8 protein-coding genes are annotated in these 17,833 nt (G+C 67.4%); all 8 read right to left on the bottom strand.

The features are described 5' to 3' along the window. Positions 1-99 precede the first annotated feature (99 nt). Positions 100-1,878, bottom strand: coding sequence for a serine/threonine protein kinase (locus LFT44_RS06190; RefSeq protein ID WP_236801806.1), 1,779 nt, complete (start codon positions 1,876-1,878; stop codon positions 100-102). After that, on the bottom strand, positions 1,875-3,911 hold the full coding sequence (locus LFT44_RS06185) for an FHA domain-containing protein (RefSeq protein WP_236801798.1): 2,037 nt from the start codon (positions 3,909-3,911) through the stop codon (positions 1,875-1,877). Before LFT44_RS06185 ends, LFT44_RS06190 begins: the two co-directional genes overlap by 4 nt. Continuing rightward, on the bottom strand, positions 3,898-4,869 hold the full coding sequence (locus LFT44_RS06180; RefSeq protein ID WP_236801788.1) for a PP2C family protein-serine/threonine phosphatase: 972 nt from the start codon (positions 4,867-4,869) through the stop codon (positions 3,898-3,900). The genes LFT44_RS06185 and LFT44_RS06180 overlap by 14 nt, the downstream gene beginning before the upstream one ends. Continuing rightward, positions 4,866-6,623 carry an RDD family protein gene (locus tag LFT44_RS06175; RefSeq protein ID WP_236801787.1) on the bottom strand — a complete coding sequence of 586 codons (1,758 nt, stop codon included), beginning with the start codon at positions 6,621-6,623 and terminating at the stop codon, positions 4,866-4,868. Before LFT44_RS06175 ends, LFT44_RS06180 begins: the two co-directional genes overlap by 4 nt. Continuing rightward, on the bottom strand, positions 6,623-9,184 hold the full coding sequence (locus LFT44_RS06170; RefSeq protein ID WP_236801786.1) for a transglutaminase-like domain-containing protein: 2,562 nt from the start codon (positions 9,182-9,184) through the stop codon (positions 6,623-6,625). Before LFT44_RS06170 ends, LFT44_RS06175 begins: the two co-directional genes overlap by 1 nt. Then, positions 9,181-10,524 carry a DUF58 domain-containing protein gene (locus tag LFT44_RS06165; protein ID WP_236801785.1) on the bottom strand — a complete coding sequence of 448 codons (1,344 nt, stop codon included), beginning with the start codon at positions 10,522-10,524 and terminating at the stop codon, positions 9,181-9,183. The genes LFT44_RS06170 and LFT44_RS06165 overlap by 4 nt, the downstream gene beginning before the upstream one ends. Before the next feature lie 70 nt (positions 10,525-10,594). Further along, positions 10,595-11,566 (bottom strand): AAA family ATPase, encoded by a 972-nt coding sequence (locus tag LFT44_RS06160; RefSeq protein ID WP_236801784.1) that lies wholly within the window; start codon positions 11,564-11,566, stop codon positions 10,595-10,597. Positions 11,567-11,649: 83 nt separating this feature from the next. Next, a complete protein-coding gene (locus LFT44_RS06155; protein WP_236801783.1) occupies positions 11,650-17,763 on the bottom strand; it encodes an Ig-like domain-containing protein in 6,114 nt (2,037 codons plus the stop codon). Between the last annotated feature and the right edge of the window lie 70 nt (positions 17,764-17,833).

Below are 17,833 nucleotides of genomic sequence, written 5' to 3'. Positions count from 1 at the left end.
CACGCCTCCTTAAGGCAGAACTGTTCCGGTAACCGGAGTACTGGTGGTGTGCTGTTGCCGCGTGCCGATGCCGGCATGCCATGTGCCGGCGCAGTGACATCACTGGCCGGTGCAGGCGATGGAGTTCTCCTCCATGGGTGAGAACGCCCCGTCGGAGCGGACGATCATCACCTGGATGCAGGTCTGCCCGGTCGGGTTGGGCCGGATCTTGACCGGCGGCTTATCCACTGCGTGGAATTCAGCGCTGTTCCCGCCCATGGTGTACACCTTCCACTTGTAGGTGTCCCCTTCCTTGGGCTGCGGGTTGGTCCAGGTGAAGCTGGCCTCCCCGTTGCCGCCGATGGATCCCTTGAGGCCTTCGACGTCCGGCACAGTGCCGTTGTCCAAAGCGTCCGCAGGGGGCTTGGTCACCTGCTGGGTAGCCACGGTCTTGGGCGGGCCCGGGGCGGCGTTGGCCACCACGATGCCCACCACCGCCGCCAGCGCCAGGAGGGTGCCGCCGGTGATTGCCAGCCACAGGTTGCGTTTCCCGTGGTCTGCTTCCGGTGCCGCCTGCGGCTCGTCCACTTTTACGGCCCGCTGGACTGTTGCCTCCGCAGTGTAGGCGTCCTGCCCGGCGTCGGTTACCGGCGCACCGTAGTTCACCGCTCCCGGGCTGCCGCGCAGGATGGTGGACTGGGCCCACTCCCCCTGCCCGTCGCCGTCGGCTACTGGTGTTCCGGTGGAGCCCGGTGCTCCTGTCGGACTTGCCGGGATGGAAGGAACGGCCGGGGCAGGTCGCCATTGGCTGGGGGCTGCAGGGGTGAAGGACGACGGCGGGACGGCGCCTGTCCTGCGTCCCGTCGCGTCGGTTGCGGCCCCGGGATGATTGGCCCCGGCTGTGTCGGGGCGGGTGCGTGCCGGGAAAGTGGGGGCGCTGCCGGTGCCTTCCGGGTCGATCGCAGCGATGCTGCGGACGCGGGTCTCCTCGGTGCCGTCGTCCGGGTGGCCCTCGTCCTGCTGGGGCTCCTCCAGGACCTCGAAGGGCGTGACCGAGAGGTTGAGCTCGGCCTGGATGCGCTGCAGGGCCAGGGCGAAGGCGTGGGCCGACGAGTACCGGGACTGCGGTGACTTGGCCATGGCCGTGGCCAGCGCCAGTTCCAGGGACTCGGGCACATCGGCCCGGCCCAGCCGCGGCAGGGCCGTGTTGCTGATCCGGTTGATCAGCTCGCGCTGCGAATTGTCCGCCCCGGGCATGACGAAGGGCGAGCGTCCGGCCAGCAGCGTGTAGAGCGTGGCGCCCAGGGCCCAGACGTCCACCATGATGCCGTCTACGGGGCCGTCCCGGAACTGCTCCGGCGGGGACCACGGGATGGACATTCCGGAGTCATCGTCCGCGTCCCCGGCCAGGGTTCCGGAAATGCCGAAGTCGGTGAGGGCCGGGCGGTTGTAGTCCGTGACCAGGATGTTGGCAGGCTTGATGTCGCGGTGTGCGATGCCGGCGCGGTGGGCGGTTTCGACGGCGGACGCCACTTGGATGCCCACCGCCAGGACCTCGTCGACGCTGAAGCGCTGCCGCCGGTACCGGACATCCAGGCTGGGCCGGGAGCAGTACTCCATGGCCAGGTAGGAGTGCCCGTCGTCGGTTACTTCCGCTTCAAAGATGGTGACGATGTACGGGTGCGAGGACAGCTGGGCCATCAGGTTGGCCTCGGACTCGAACCGCCGGCGGGCGCCCTCCGTCTTCAGGTCGGAGAGCAGTACCTTGACCGCCACCTTCCGGCGCGGCCTGTCCTGCTCGTACAGGTAGACGTCGGAGAAGCCGCCGGATCCCAGCAGGCTGATGTAGGTGAACCCCGGGATGCGGGGCGGCGGCGCGACGGGCCGTTTGGAACTCACGGAATCTCCTCAAAACGCAGTGAGATGTTGTCGCCCAGTTCCGCGATGTCGCCGTCGAGCAGGATGGCCATCTCGTTTTGGGCCAGCCGGCGCGGCGGCTGGCCTTCGCGGACCAGGACGGTGCCGTTGGTGGCTTTGAGGTCGCAGAGCATGACGTGCCAGCCCTCGAGCCGCACCTCTACGTGGGACCGTGAGATGTCACCGCCGGGACTTGCCACCTGGACCAGACGCGGCATGACCCCGCCCTGGACCCGTGATACGGAGGGCTGGCGGCCGATGACCATTGACTGGTCCAGGTCCAGCAGTTCGCCGGTGGACAGCCGCATCCGGCCCAGCCGGGGACGTGCCACTTGAACGGCATCGGGCAGCAGTGCGGCACCGCAGGCGCTGCACTGGGAACGGGTGGGCGGGTTGGCGTGGCCTTGTGAACATACGCGGGCCAGTACCACCGGGCCGTCGCCTGCATCCCGCTGCGCGGCCGACGGGTTCGCGGCCAGGCCCGGACCTGCTCCCGGGAGGCTGCTCTTCATGACCGTCTGGCCATCGTGGTCGGGATCGAAGCCAACCTCCGGCTGGGCCTGATGTGGTCCCTGGGTTGCGCCGGCGGGTCCGCCGTCGGTTGAAGCGGGGGGCCCAGCTGCCGGTGACGGTGTCGTGCCGGGGCTTGGCGATGGGGCAGTTTCCGGGGTGGGTGTTGACGCTGCTCCGCCGGTACGCCAGGGCACGGAATCGATGAGGCCCGTGGAAGCAGGGCGGGGCGTGGGAGGCGCTGCTCCGGTGTCCGGGCCAATTGCTGCCGGGTCGTCAGCGCGGGTGCCAGCGCGGGGGTCCCCTGCGGACCCGGAGCCGGCTGCCGGGAGTTGCGGGCTGGCATCCTCCGCCGAACCAAGGGCGGCCAGCGGTTCGGCCGCGGGCAGGGCCGGTGGTTGCTGCGGGACCACGTGGCCGGAGTCGGCGTCGGGTTCCTCGCGCACCGCTGCGTCCTCAATGTTCCGCATAACAGTGCGGTCCCAGAGGTGGTCGTAGGAGCTGGTGAGTTCCTCCGCCGGAGCGGCGTCGATGGGCTCGCTTTCCGGCCCCGCCGTTCCGTCGCTAACCGGTCCCAAAGTGGCAGGTGCTCCCAGCAGTTCATCATCAGCGTCGATGATGGCGCCCGGAGCGATGGTGGCGTCTGGGTCAAGGCCGTCTGGGTCAAGAGCCTCGGGGTCTAGAGCCTCGGCGGCGAATGCCTGGGGCAGGTTCGCTTCTTCCGCGCGTTCCCCCTCCAAGTCGTCGTTCAAGTCAGCATCAGCGTCCAGTTCGTCGTTAAAGTCAGGGGCAGGGTCCTCGGGCTGGTCCGTGTCCAGGTCCTCGTCAATGACTCCCACCACTGTCTCGTTACCATGGATGGCGTCGGCGATACCGTTCACTTCGCCCATGCCGTCCACTTCCCCGGCAGCGTTCACTGCGAATGGCCCGTCGGGAGCGGTGGAACTCTGGGCTGCGTCCTTACCGTTCGCAGCCGCCGGGCCTTTCCCGTCCGCCGCGCCATCCACGGCGGCGGGGCCATCGACGGCAGCCGGACCAGAGGGCGCTCCAAAGGTCAGGGACCGCAGCAGCACCACGCCCTCGCCCAGCGGCAGTTCGGGGCCCGCAGCGTTCTGTGGACCACCGTTGCCTTCGGTGCCGCCGTCCGCAATGCCGACCCTGCACGTGCCGGGCACCACGAACTTGCGTTCGTTCCAGGTGGTCACGTCCCTGCCGTCAAGGTCCACCGCTCCGCCGGGCTGTTCGATGGTGAGGTCGACGGCGCCGCGCAGGAACACTCGCAGCGATCCGTTGAAATCGAGGATGGCGAAGGACGGAATGCGAGTAAGGGACCCGCCGGAGCTGCTGGTCACGGCAGCGAGGACCTCGTGCGGTTCGGGCCGGCCGGCCAGGAGTTCCCACAGTGCACCGGCCAGTTCAGCGGGCGCCTCCGGTCCCAGCAGGACTGCGGTGCGGGACCGGACGATGCCCAACCAGCCGCCGGGAATGTAGCTAGCGCCGGTCATCGCCCGGCTCTTCCTCGAGCGAAGTGCCGTCAGTCAGCGCGGTCCTTGCTTCCAATGCCGTGCCGTCCACCAGCGGTTCGGGCAACGGTTCTGTCACGGCCTCGGAGGACTGCGGGCGCGGCAGCGTCACTTCGTCCCCGTCAGCGGTGGTGTGGCGGGGCGCCGTGGTGCCCGCGCCGTCGTCGTTCGCCACGTTGCGGGCGTCCACCACGATGGCGGTGACGTTGTCACGGCCGCCGTTGCGCAGGGCCGCCTGGATCAGGGCGTCCACGGCGTCCTGCGGGTCTGGCACGGTGCTGAGGATCCGGAGGATGTCATCGTCTGCCAGTTCGCCGGTCAGGCCGTCGGAACAGACCAGCACGCGGTCGCCTTCCTCGACGGGGAGGAGCCAGTAGTCCGCCTCCGTCTCATCCCCGGTGCCCAGGGCCCGCGTCACCACATGCCGGCGCGGGTGGACGGTGGCTTCCTGGGGGGTGATTTCACCGGCGTCCACCAGTTCCTGGACTTCCGAGTGGTCCACGCTGATCTGCTCGAAGCGTCCCAGGCTGAGCCGGTAGGTGCGGGAGTCGCCGATGTTCATCACCAGCCAGTACGGCATGCCCATCTGTTCCACAATGACCGCGCCCGTCAGCGTGGTACCGGCGCGGGCACCGGCGGCTTCACGGATGGAGGCGTCGGCGCGGACCAGGTGCTGCTGGAGGACGGACGCAGTGATGTTCCGCTCCCCCGTGGTGACCTGGGGCATCTCGGCCAGGGCACGCACGCACAGGCCGCTGGCAATCTCGCCGGCTTCGTGGCCGCCCATGCCGTCGGCCACGGCGAAGACTGGATCGGCGGCTATGTACGAATCCTCATTCAGCTCCCGGCGGAGCCCCCTGTCCGTCCCGTAGCCGCAGGAGAGGCTAAGGCCCGGCCCCGGCTGGATGGTGGAGGAAACACTGGCGGGGTGCTGGTTCATGCCTGTCCTAGGTAAAAGGTACGGTCTCCAAAATTCACGCTGGATCCCGGGGTAACAAAGGTGGGGACGCCCGGCACCAGCGGGGTGCGCAGCCCGTCCGGGGTGGTGACGGCGCTTCCGTTGGTTGAGTGCCGGTCCGTCACCCAGATGCCTGCGCCGTCGGTGAGCAGGTGCAGGTGCGTCTTCGAAATGGAGCGGCCGGGATCGTCCACGGCCAGCAGCTGGGCATGCTGTTCCCCGACCTGTCCCACGGGGTTGCGGCCCACTAGGACGCTGCGGTCCAGCTGGAAGTCCCTGCCGTCGTCGAGGCGGATGCGCAGGACTGCGGCCTGGGCCGGCCGATTGGTGCCGGGGCGCACCTGGGTGCGTTCGACGTCGTCGTCCACATGCGGTGGGGGCATCCGGTGACCGGAGGCAGCGCCGGCAGGCACAAAGGACTGCGCGCTAGCCTGCTCGAAGCCTGCCGGCGAAACCTGGGCACCAGCAGCAGGGGCGCTATCGGCGGGCGTGCCACCGGCCGGCGGCGCGAAGGATGCCGGCGAGGTGTACGGCATGGTCTGGGATGGCAGGGCGGCCGACGGCGCAGGTGCCTGGGGTGCTTGGGCTGCAACTGCCGGGGGCGCCGCGGCCTGGGTCACGTCAGGCTGGGGCGCGACGGGCGCCGGCGCGGAGTGTGCCGGCGTGAAGGATGCCGGTGGCTGGGATGAAGCTGTTGGGGACGCCGATATCCCGGACGCCGATGCCCGGGATCCTGCCGCGTGCGGCGCTTTGGCTCCAGCAACCGGGGACAGCACCTGCTGGACGGGCGGAAGGTCCAAGGGCGCGAAGCTGTAGGGCCCCTGGATGCCACCCGTGGTGATGGGGTCCCGGCCCGCTTTGACGTCGAAAACCAAGGTCTTGGCCGCGGTGTCATTCCAGCCGCGCAGCCCGCCGTTCTTGTCCCATGTGCAGGAAACAACCACCAGCACAGCCCAGACGGCAGCCACCAGGACCAGCGGCCCCAGAATGAACAACGCAACGTCAAACCACTTGAACACCACCACCAGCACCGCCGCGAGCAAGGCCAGCAGGACGCCGGCTCCGGTAATGAGACCGCGCAGGAACACAGCTCCGGCGCCGGGCGCGTAGCCGTCCTGGTCCGCGCTGCGGATGCCCATCAGCAGGTTGCCGGGCGTCTTGCCGCTGCGGCCCTCCAGCCCGAGGACGACAAACAGGTAGGCCAGGGTCAGGCCAAGGCCGATGCCGCCGAAAAGCACCAGGGACGACGTGTCGTAGACAATGAAGCCGCCGCTCCTGGTCCGCGTGATGCCGGCAAAGCCAATGGCGAACGTCACCACCAGCACCGCCACCCCGGGCAGCCAGTCAATGACGGCAGCACCAAGCCGCTTGCCCGCCGTAGCCGGAACAAGCTGAAGGTTTACTGCCATTCCCGTTCCTCCCCCTGGAGCGGTTTCCACCTTCGTGGAACCTCCGGTCCTGCCCGGCCCGGAGCCCGTGCGTACAGGGCCCGTCAATGCGCTGCCCGCCGGCTGACCTGCCGGGGGCCTTTCTACTACCGGGATAGTACCGGGAATCCCCGGCGCATGCTCGGGGCGCGCCTCCCTGGCAGCACTGGGGCCGTGATCGGGAAGCGGGTCCGGAGTGCGGGTGCGGCGCGCCGCCCGGTTGGGCAGCGGCGCGCCGCAGGCAGTGCAGAAGGTGGCCCCCGCACGGATCTGCTGCTGGCAGCGGGGGCAGCGTTCGGCGTCGGGCATCACTGCTGGCTTGGTCCTTGCTGGGTGGGTTCTTGCTCCCGGGGCGGCGGCGCATCAGCATTGCCGGACGTTCGGCGGCGGCGTGCGGCAAGGATCCCAGGGACCGTCGGCAATGCCAATCGGCCGCCGCGCAGCTTGAGGCTCCTGCCGGAGTTCATGGCCGTCCGGGCGTCGGCGAGCAGCGAGCGCGGCGAAAACCGCGCCTGCTGCCGGCGCCAGAAGCCCATCCCGGATGTCATCTCCTTGAGCGACCCGTCAACGATCGTCCAGTACTCCCGGACCTGCTCCTCCGTCGGTTCCCCGGCCCCGAAGATTGACGCGTCCGCACGGCGGGCCAGCATGGTGGTGGTCCCCGAGGTTGCGGGGAAAGCCTCGGCGAGGACAGCGGCGCTTTCGCGCCGTGTCGAACGGGTGTCGACGGCGGCACCCAGGTCCGTCGCCAGGCTCACCACCTCGTTCCAACCTCCGCCCACACGCTGGGCGGGGTGGCCGTCACGGAAACGCGACTTCCGCCGTCGTGCCTTCAGCAAAGCGATCAGCAACAGCGGCAGTGCCAGGATGACCAGCGGAATGGCGGCGACGCCCAGGGCGCCCAGGAGCGCGCCCCAGAACAGCCACGGATTGTTCTTCTTCTGGTCCGCGTCCAGCGCGTCCGGTGAGGAGTCCGGCGGCAGGTCCGCCGGCTCCTGCGGCGGGGGCGGCGGCTGCAGCACCTGCGGCTTGGGCTTGGACTTGCTTTCGGGGTCCGGCGGGATGGGGATGTTGTCCTTGGGCGGGGTGGGATCGAAGCTGACCCAGCCCACCCGCTCGAACGCCACTTCCACCCAGGCGTGGACGTCCTTGCCGGTGATCTTTACCTCGCCCGCACCGTTTTCGGGGCTGGTCGGCTCCGGGTAGAAGCCCATCACAACGCGGGACGGGATGCCAAGGTGCCGCAGCATCAGGGACATGGCCACCGCGTACTGTTCGTCGTCGCCGAGCATCTGCTTGGCGGTCAGCAGGCTGCGGATGCGGGCGGAGCCGTGGCCCGAGACGCTGGGCAGCTGCCCCTCGCTCACCAGGCCGTTGCTGAAGGCGCCGGTCTTCTGGAAATGCGCCTCGATCTGGCGCACCCGGTCGATCGCCGTCGGGGCATCGGCAGACAGGTCGTTGGCCTGTGAGCCTACTACCGGCGGTACCTCCAGGGGGTCCGGGAGGGAGACCTTGGCGAAGTCGTACTGGGTCAGCTGCCCGTGCTCAAGCTTGACGGGATCGGAGACCTGGACAGTGTAGGAGTCGCCCTTGGACAGCCCGCTGGTGGAGACGGCGGTGTCGGATCCCGGGTTGAAGTAGAGGCCGGCAGCCGCGGCGGAGCCGGACTGGTCAAAGCTGATGCCGGTGGTCTTGCGGCCGCCGGGCACGAAAAAGCCCTGGTAGTCCTCGATGCTGATGCTGATCGAGTAGTCGTTGGTGGGCACTACCCCGGACGTGTCGGCGAGCGTATTGATGGACTTGGCGTCGCCCACCTTGCTGAAGTTGCCCGAGCCGTTGGGGTCCATGTTGTAGTTGGTGCCGTTGAAGGCATCCAGGGCTCCCAGGCGCACCCGGCCATCGCGCGGGAGGCCCTTGACTACGAACAGGGTGTCGTCCTTCTTGTCCTTCACGTAGGTCCGGAAACTGGCGAGCGGGGTGATGTAGTCCTTGGGATCGAACGGCGGCACCACCACGTTGCGGAGAACTTTCCGGTCCTCGCCGGCGCTGACCAGCGGGACAGCCACCGCGGTAATTCCCACGCTGACGGCGATGACGCCGGCGGCCATGCCCAGCCGGCGGATCCTGGCCCGCCGCGCAGTGGAACTTTCATTTTGCGGGTTGTTCACCGCCACCCGCTTGGTGCTGTTCCGGCGCAGGGCGTCCCGGCGGAAGGTTGCCCAGGCGATTCCGAGGACGGTCAGGCCGATTCCGCGTTCCAGGGTCAAGAACGCGGCGTTGGTGCTGAAGGCGATGCCCGTGACGAACAGGACCAGTACCGGCAGGAGGGGCAGGTAGGGGCTGCGGAGCCGCCAGGTCAGGAGCGCGGCCAGGAGGGCTGTGATGAACGAGCTCAGGAACGGGACGATGAGCACGCCGCCCGCCGTGCCCACCGGTACGCCCACGGTGAGCATGTCCTTCCAGGCGAAGACGACGCCCAGCAGCAGGGTGCGCAGCGAGTCCAGGGTGGGGACGAAGCCGGCGATGGCGGCGTCCGGCACGGCCAGCCAGGTGCCGAGCACCAGGTACGCTGCCAGCGCCAGGGCAGTGGTAATCAGCAGGCCCAGGCGCAGGTGGGCGTTCGCCGCCCCAATCGCCAGGCCCAGGATGATGCCCCCGAAACCCGACAGCAGGTAATAGGGGTCGCCGCCGAAGCTCAGGCCGAAGCCAAGCAGGCCCAGGCCCAGCAGGACCACCAGGGCGCCGGCGTCGAGCAGGAAGTGCCACAGCGGCTGCCCGTCAGCGAAAGCCGACTCATGGGCGGCAGTTTTCCGGCGGGTACGGGTGGGCGGGATGGACGTCTGTGGGGAACGGCCCGGTGCGGTGCTCATGCGGCCGCCTTTCTCAGCACGATGGCAAGGTCGGCCAGGTCGCCGAGCGTCAGGACAGTAAGGTCTGCGATGTTGGCCCGGGTGGGGGCCGCCCCGGCTTCCACCCGTACGGCCAGGCTTCGCACGCCGGGCGGTACCGAGGCGGCGGCGGAACGGAGCTGGGTCGCCGTGACGTTGCTGCCCACCACGAAGAAGACCACGGAGGCGTTGGGGACGGTGTCGGCCAGGGTCCGGGCGAGGTCGACGGCGGTGCGGCGCATCGGAGTGCCGACGATCCGTGTCATGTCGTCCAGCATGTTGCGGCCGGTTTCGCAGCGCAGGGGCCCCTTTTGGGTCAGGACATCCAGTTCCCGCTGCTCGCGGATGGCCTGGCGGCCGATGGAGGCAGCCACCGAGATGGCCATCTCGAACTCGGTTTCGGAGGCGTATTCCTCGGTGTTGATGGACAGCGAAATGGCCAGGTGGGCACGTCGCGTTTCCTCGAACTGGCGCACCATCAGCTTGTTGGTGCGGGCGGTGGTCTTCCAGTGGATGTGCCGGCGGTCGTCCCCCGGCACATAGTCGCGCAGTGCGTGGAAGGAAACGTCGGCGCTGGAGAGGTCTGTGGTGGGCATGCCTTCGAGGTCGCGGATGAAGCCTGCGGCCGAGCCTGCCAAGGCGACGGTACGTGGGTGGACGAAGAGGTCTTCCGGCTCGGTCCAGAGGACCTGGCGGCGCAGCAGGTGCAGTGGGTCTGCGCGGACGGAGCGGACCGGTCCCACCACGATGACGGCGCGCCGGGCGGTGGGGATGGTGAACAGGTCCTCGTGGACTTGCCCGGGCTTCATCCGCGGCAGGTGGAACACCGCGGTGGTGCTGCCCACGGGCAGTTCCAGCGCGGCCGGCAGCAGTGGCCGCGCGGAAGTGTTGGAGACGGCAATGCTGCCCACGGCACTGTCCCCCACCGCGACCCGCGTACGGGCCAGGTCCAGGACCACCCCGTAGGAGGACCGGCCCAGGATGAAGGCCACCGCGATCACAAACATGGCGAAGGCAGCAATGGAGGCCGCGGTGGCTTCCTGCCAGCCGAATGCCTGGCCCGTGGTCCAGAGCAGGATGGCGGCGGCCAGGACGGACCAGCCCAGGATGCTGACTACGGAAAGCACCGGCCAGGCATACTTCAGCCAGGTGTCGCGGCCGGCCCGCCAGGCAGGTGTCAGGGCCTGGAGGGCTGTGCTGCTGGCTTCGGACCATACCGCTGCAGGGTGCAGGCGGGTGGGGCGGCCGTTCCGGTGGAAGAGCTGTTGGAATCGCTCCGTGAGCCGGGTCAACGGGGTGCCGCTGGACGTGCCGTCGGACATAAGGGTGTGCCTTCGTTGTTGCGCTGGGATGGAGTGGTGGCGGCTGCAGCGCCGGGCTGCAGCCAGCCGGTCAGGCGTTGGTGCGCTGCTGCGGTGCGGCGACGTCGGCGAGGATCCTGGTCAGCACGGCCTCTGCGGTGGCACCGGAGAACTCGGCTTCGGGGTCCATCACGAACCGGTGGGTCCACACCACGGGGGCCAGTTCCTTGATGTCATCCGGCAGCACGAAGTTGCGTCCCTGCGAGGCGGCCCACACCTTGGCGGCCCGCACCATGGCAAGGGCGCCGCGCACGGAGACGCCGAGCCTGGTTTCGGGAGCGTTGCGGGTTTCCTCGCACAGGCGGGAGATGTACTCCAGCACCGCGGTGTCGATGTGTGCCGTTGCCGCGAGGTCCGCCATGTCCGCCACCGCCTGGGTGGTGATGACGGCGGAGAGGTCCTTGGACCGGTCCTTCAGGTTGCTGCCGCCCAGGAGGCGGACGGTGGACGCGTGGTCCGGGTAACCGATGGATGTCTTGATCAGGAAGCGGTCCAGCTGGGCTTCGGGAAGGCGGTACGTGCCGGCTTGCTCGATGGGGTTCTGGGTGGCCATGACCATGAACGGGCGGCCCGCGGAGTAGGTGACGCCATCCACAGTGACCCGGGACTCCTCCATGACCTCGAGGAGAGCTGACTGGGTCTTGGGCGAGGCACGGTTGATTTCATCGGCCAGCACGATGTTGTTGAAGATCGGGCCCTTGTGGAACTCGAACTTCTGCGTCTTCTGGTCGTAGATGGTCACGCCCGTGACGTCCGAGGGAAGGAGGTCAGGGGTGAACTGGATACGGTTGTTGGAACCCTGCACGGTGGCGGCGAGGGCCCGGGCCAGGGAGGTCTTGCCCGTGCCCGGCGCATCCTCGAACAGGACGTGGCCCTCGGCCAGCATCGCGGTGAAGGTCAGCCGGATGACGTGTTCCTTGCCCAGCACCGCCTGCCCCACATTGGCAACCAGCTTTTGGAATGTGTCGGCAAACCACTCGGCCTGCTCGATGGTCATGGTCATAGGGTGCGCTTCCTTTATTGGTTCAGGTGTTGGTGGAGCCCGGTTTTTCGAGTGCCACGGATGCGAGATGATGCTGGAAATTGCTAGCGGTTTGGCATGCCGTTTGGCGGGTTGCAGCCAACGTTGGAGGTGTCGCAGCGGAGCCAGTTGCCCTTGGCCATCCCGTCGCTGAGGTGATACCAGATGCCGCTGGGGTTATTCGAGGTCTTGTACCAGACCTGGTAGCGGTCGGCCCGGGAGTAGGCGCCGGCATCAAGCCAAATGCCCTCGCCGTTGCATTGGGACGGGTTGCCCGCCACGAAGCTGTCCGTTCCCTTCCGGGGCTCGGTACAGCTTCGGGTCGGGCTGGCCGTGACGTTCCAGTCCGTTGGCGGAGGCGGGGTGTTGTCCGGGCCGGACGTCGAGGTGACCGGTCCGCCGATTGCGCCGGCCGTGACGGTGAATGCGCGGACCCGCAGTTTGTGGCTCTGGTTCCAGCCGCCGGCTCCGGCGTCGAACTTGTTCGCCTTGCCAACGTTCTGCCAGCCGCCGCCATCCAGGCTCACCTCGTAGTAGCTGAGCGGCCTGCCGTTCGTCGCGGGATCATTCCAGGTCCAGTGCACCTGGCCATCACCCTTGGCCGATGTGGTGCCGTTCACGTTCGGGGCGTTGGCAGGACCGTAGGGGTTGCCAGTACCGATTGCCTTCGCGTCACCGGACATGTTGTTCTTCGTGGACGTGGCAATGATGGTCACGGTGATGTCGCGGCCGTTGGTCATCCCACCGATGGTTCCACCGCCTGCCCTAATGGCCCCGGTCTTGCCGTCGGCATTGTAGGAGTATGCGATTTCTGACGCGGTGGACCCGTTGCGCTGCGCCTCCGTCAGGGGCGTGAACGTCACATCGAGCTGACCGCTGGTCCCGTTCTCCTTGACAGTCCCAGCGTTCACAGTGCCGGGCTTTCCTGCTGCCCGGATCGCGGCGGACTGCGCACTGGTGGCGCTCGTCCCAGCCTTGTTGGTGGCAGACACAGTGAAGGTGTAGTTGGTTTCGGAGTTGTCCACGGTCACGTTCTGCGACGTCCCCGTAACCTGCTGGCTTGAGATTGCAGCTCCGCCCCGAAGCGTGGTCAGGGTGTAGGCCGAAATGGCATCACCGTTGTTATTGGGCGCCGACCAAACCACCCTCAGTTGGCTCTGGGAACCCACAGGCGTGGCCTGTGCCACGCCTGGCGCAGCCGGTGTTGCCGGCACTCCCGCGGGAACTTCCGCCGCCGAATAAGGGCTCCACTCGGACGGATCCTTGGCGTCGTTCCTGGCCAGGACCCTCACCTTGTAGGACACGCCGTTCTGCAGGCCCTTCCACACGTAGTTGACCGACGTCAGCCCCTGGATCTGGGCGTTCTGGCCAGCAGGCGCCGGCGAGATTTCCAGGTCGTAGGACTTCACGGGCGATCCCTTGCTGGCCGGAGCGGCCCAGGCGACCGTCAGCTGCTTGTCGCCGAACTTCAGCGCCGGCGCGAGAGGGGTATCCGGCTTCACATCGGGGCGGACATCGGCCGAGGCCGGGGACCGCTCAGACTCACCGAACTCGTTGGTGGCCGTCACCTGGAAGTGGTAGGTGGTGTTGTTGGTCAGGCCGTTCAGGGTGCAGGTGTTGGCCGGGCAGTCCTGCCGGAAGCCGCCCTCCCCGTACACGGTGTACTTGGTGATGGCTGAACCGCGGTCTGCGGGCGCGGACCAGTTGAGGAGTGCGGTTTGGTCACCCACGCTCTGGGCCTGCGGAGTGGTGGGCGAGGCCGGCTTGTCCTTGACCGTAAGCCGGACCCGGGCCGTAGCGTGCCGGGAGCTGTCCTGCGTCTTGTCCTCCACCGTGTACGCCACCACCAGGGTTCCGGTGAAGCCAGGTGCAGGGGTCACGGTGATCGAGTCACCGTTGACGCCCACGTTGCCACTGCCGGTTTCCGTGTTGGCTGCGATGATCTTCAGCGGAGTTTCCGGGAATGGGTTGGCGTCGTTCGCCAGGACGTTGATGGTCACGGGCTTTCCTGCGGCAGCGTTTGGTTCGACGTCGTCGTTGGCCACCGGCTTGGGCCGGTTCGAAGCGGTCACCGAAAGCTGGAAGGTGGCAGTCGCTTCAAGCCCGCGCGGATCCGTCGCCTTGACCTGCACAGCCGCCCGGGTCCCGGTTGCCGTGGAGTCTGCCGCCGAAACCTTCAGCGTGTTGCCTTCGATCCGGGCGTTGAAGCCCCCGGGAGAGTCCCCCACCATCTCATACTTCATCTTCTGGACGTCGTCCTGGTCGGGATCGGAGGTCAGCTTTCCGAGGTCGGTGCTGGCCGAGTCACCCTTGGGAACGTCCACGGTGGCGCCCAGCAGGTCCGGCGGGTTGTTCTTGTTGGGGTCCGGCAGGACCTTGGTGCGGATGCTGAGGGTCGACTTGAGACCGGCCGGATCATCGGGTCCTGTACCGTCGGTCACCTCGAAGGTGAGTGATCCAGGGCCGACATAGCCAGCTCCCGCGGAGTATTTAAGGCCTGCACCGTCCCGGATGATGGGATCGCCGCCGTCGGCCCCAATGAGCTTGATCCGGTCCGCCTGGGTCAGCCGGGGCGAGCGGCCTTCGCGTACCTTGACCCATTCCTTCAGGTCGACGTCAACGGACTGCCCGGCGACCACTTCGATGACCTCGTCCTTGGCCAGGGTGGGAACTTGCTGGCCCAGGCCCGGGACCCAGATGATCGCGGTGGACTGCTGCCCATCCACGTCTTCGACGGTGTATGGAATGAGCTGGGGCTGTTCGGTGAGGTCCACCAGAACATTGCCGTTGCCCCCGGGACGTGCGGTGGTGGCCTCGGTGCTGATCTTCAGGTTTTCGCCCACGCCGTCCGGGTCCTCATCGTTCTTGAGGACGGGGACCTCCACGGCCGTCTTGCCCATGGCCTGGGCCGAGGTGACCCTGTCGTCGCGCGCGATCGGGGCCTTCAGGGGCACGTCATTGTCAACCACCAGGCGGATGGTGGCCTGGGCGGTGGCGTCGCGGTCGTCGGCAACTGTGTAGCGGACGTTGACGGTACCGGCCTCGTTGGGTGCCAGGAGGATGATGCGGCCACTGTTCTTGCTGACGGTGGCCTGCAGGGCGGGGTCGGCCTCGATGCCGTCTGTGAGGATGCGGATGCGGTCGCCGTCGGGATCGGTGTCGTTGGCAATGGCGTCCACCGCGATCTGCCGGCCCGGCCGGACCCGGACTTCGTCATCAACCGGGGTTGGCTTCTGGTTGATCTCACCACGCGGTGCAATGCCCACCGTCACGGTGCCCGTATTTGCCACACCCTGGCGGTCCACCACCTTGTAGCGGAAAGTGTCGGTCCCGGCGCCGTCGCCCGCGGCAGTGAAGTCGATGAAGTTGCTGCCCACGGTGGCGGTGCCCATGGCAGGGGTACTGTCGATGCCGGTCAACTGCACGGAGTCACCGTCGGGGTCGATGCCGTCGAGGGGCACGGGGATCCGGACGGTGCCGGCGGCCACCACGCGGGCGGTCAGGTTGCGCGGCTGGGGCCTGGAGTTCTCGGCGCCTTCGAGCGGCAGGATGTGGATGGTGACGGCTGCGGCGCTCTTCTGGCCCTGGGGGTCCACGGCGTTGTAGATGGCACGCACGGTCTTGGGCTGGGCGCCCGCGATGAAGCGGAGCGTGTTCTCCGAGACGAAGCTCTTTCCGTCGGCGGGATCAACGGACTGCGGCAGGACCGGGTCCACGCTCAGTTCCTGGCCCTGCGGGTGGGTGTCGTTGTCCAGGACCGGGATGGTGACCACGTCGTTGACGCGGACATTCACTTCGTCCGGTTTGGGCTGCGGGGCCTCCACGACGGCCGGCGCAGGGACGGGTACCACGGAGACACTCCCGGTGGCGGACTTCTTGCCGTTGGACATGGTGTATTCGAACAGGATGGGGTCCTTGGTCCCCAGGATGTCGGTAATCCGCAGGACGCTGTGGTTGATCACGCTGACTGAAACTGTCGCGTTGTCCGGAAGCTTCACGGACTGCAGCACCAGCACCCCGCCGGAGGGGTCGGAGTCGTTGGCCAAGGGGTCCAGCAGCACGCTTCCGCCGGTGGGCATCAGTGCCACGTCATGGACTGCCACGGGGTCCCCGCCGTCGTTGCCGGATTCGACGTCGACGCGAATGAGGCCCTGGCTGCTTTGCGGCCCGTTGCTGGCGATATACGTGAGGTAGACCGGCCCGGGGGTGCTGCTGCGGAACGTGAAGGTGCCGCCGTCGGTGACGGGGCCCAGTTCGGCCGGGCCGTTGGCTTCCACCTGCGCCAGGCGGAGGGCGCCGCCGTTGGGGTCCACGTCGTTCTTGAGTGGCGAGATGACCAAGTCCTGGCCTACGACGGCGGTGACGTGATCGGCGTTGACCACGGGCGCCAGGGCGCCGGGCGGCTGGACGTTGACCACCACCTTGCCGGTGACGGTGGCGCGGCCGTCCCAGATGGTGACCTGGACGTTTTTCTTGCCGGCGGTTGCCCCGGAGTCCTGGAAGGTGAGCAGGCCGTCGCGCCGGACCTTGACCTGGTCCTGTTCGTTGCCGGCTTTCGCGTCCAGCAGCACCAGGTCGTCGCCGTCGGGGTCGATCCAGTCGGTGAGGATGTTCTGGCTGACGGTCTTGCCCTGTTCCACCAGCATGGTGGTGTCCTCGCCGCGCTTGAACTTCGGCGGCTTGTTTTCGTCGGGTCCCACGACGCTGAGCGTGACCTGGCCGGTTGCGGACAGGCCGCGCCCGTCGGAGGCACTGTAGTTGAAGGTCTCCGTCCCCGGCTTGGCGTCCGCGGGGACGGTAATCTGGAAGGCCGTGCCGCCGTAGATGCTTTCCAGGCTGCCCGACTTGGGTCCGGAGTCCGCCGCCACGGCGGCCGTCAGGACGTCGCCGTCGGGGTCGGAGTCGTTGTCCAGGACGCTGAGAATGGTGGTGCGGCCCGGGCGTACGCCCACGGCGTCAGGCTTGGTTTCCGGCGGCCGGTTGGGTTTGGTCCGGTCCGGCAGCACGTTGATGGTGTTGTTGTCCGCGGATTCCTGGTCCTGGTCTTCGGACTGGTTCTTGGGCGGGATGACGTCGTCCCAGTTGTTGACCAGCTGCATGTTCTGGTTCACCAGCCACACATTGCCCGAATTCACATCATTGAGGACCACCAGATCCCGGTTCACCCGGAAAACATACGACGGCGACGCACTCGCCTTAGGCACGTCCACCTTCTTATCGTCCCCATCATTGACGCAATCCCGGACATACTTATTCGCCCCCGACCACGCCGCATGCACACAACCACCCAACTGCACCGGAGCAGCCGGAACACCCTCACCATCGAAGGTCACCGTCCTCGCAGTCCCCCCACCCAACGGCTGCTCCAACAACGCCGACCGCGTCGCCACCGCCACAACATCACTGCCCGGCCCGGCCTGCTGCAGCTTCGCCTCCCGCGCATTCTCCAACGCCAACTTCTTACCACCAGGCAAAAACAGGTTCCCCGCCGCAGCATCCAACACCACCGGCCGGTCCCCCACCACCGTCATCTGCAAATCCCCCGCACCCTTAAGACCATCCCAGGCACTGGACTCCGAGGACGTCACCGCCCCACTGGCATCCACCCCCGTCACCGTCACCACCCCGGTCTTCGGATCCGCAGAATAAATCCGGTCATCGGCACCCACCGCCGACACAATCCCCTCCGAACCCACCATCACCGGCTCGGACGCTTCCTTATCAAAACCATTCACCGTGGACGGCGACACCGCCCACACCTTCCCCGACGCAGCATCCGTCACCGAAATCGTCCGCGCACCAAAACTCACATCAGCCGCCCCCGGCAACTGCTTATCCCCACCAAGACGCATATTCGCCGGCGACACCTGATTCAACGTCGAACCAGTCTCATCATCAACAAACACCTCACCGGCATGCTGCAACACATCAAACGTCGTCGACGCCGGCGTCACCGCCCCATCCAACACCCGCGACGGATAATTCAACCGCCCCACAGCATTCTTCGACTTCGACACCACCCACACGCCACCGTCATTCAACTCCACCTCAGTGGTCTTAAACCCCGGATACAACACAGCACCCGTCACCACAACAGCCACCACAGCACCAAACGCAGTACCGGTGGCCAGTTTTTTGTGTCGCTTCTTCAGCCCAAGCTTCCCCAGCAGAGTTGTCACAGCGTTACTTTTCCCTCAGATTGTGTAGCCGAATGGCGGCCTGTTCGCAGGACAGGCAGCAGGCTTGCTT

This window comes from Arthrobacter sp. FW306-05-C (assembly GCF_021801725.1).
In the GTDB taxonomy this organism is placed as follows: domain Bacteria; phylum Actinomycetota; class Actinomycetes; order Actinomycetales; family Micrococcaceae; genus Arthrobacter.
The sequence above is the reverse complement of the archived record's forward strand: the minus strand, read 5'-3'. Positions and strand labels throughout refer to the sequence as shown.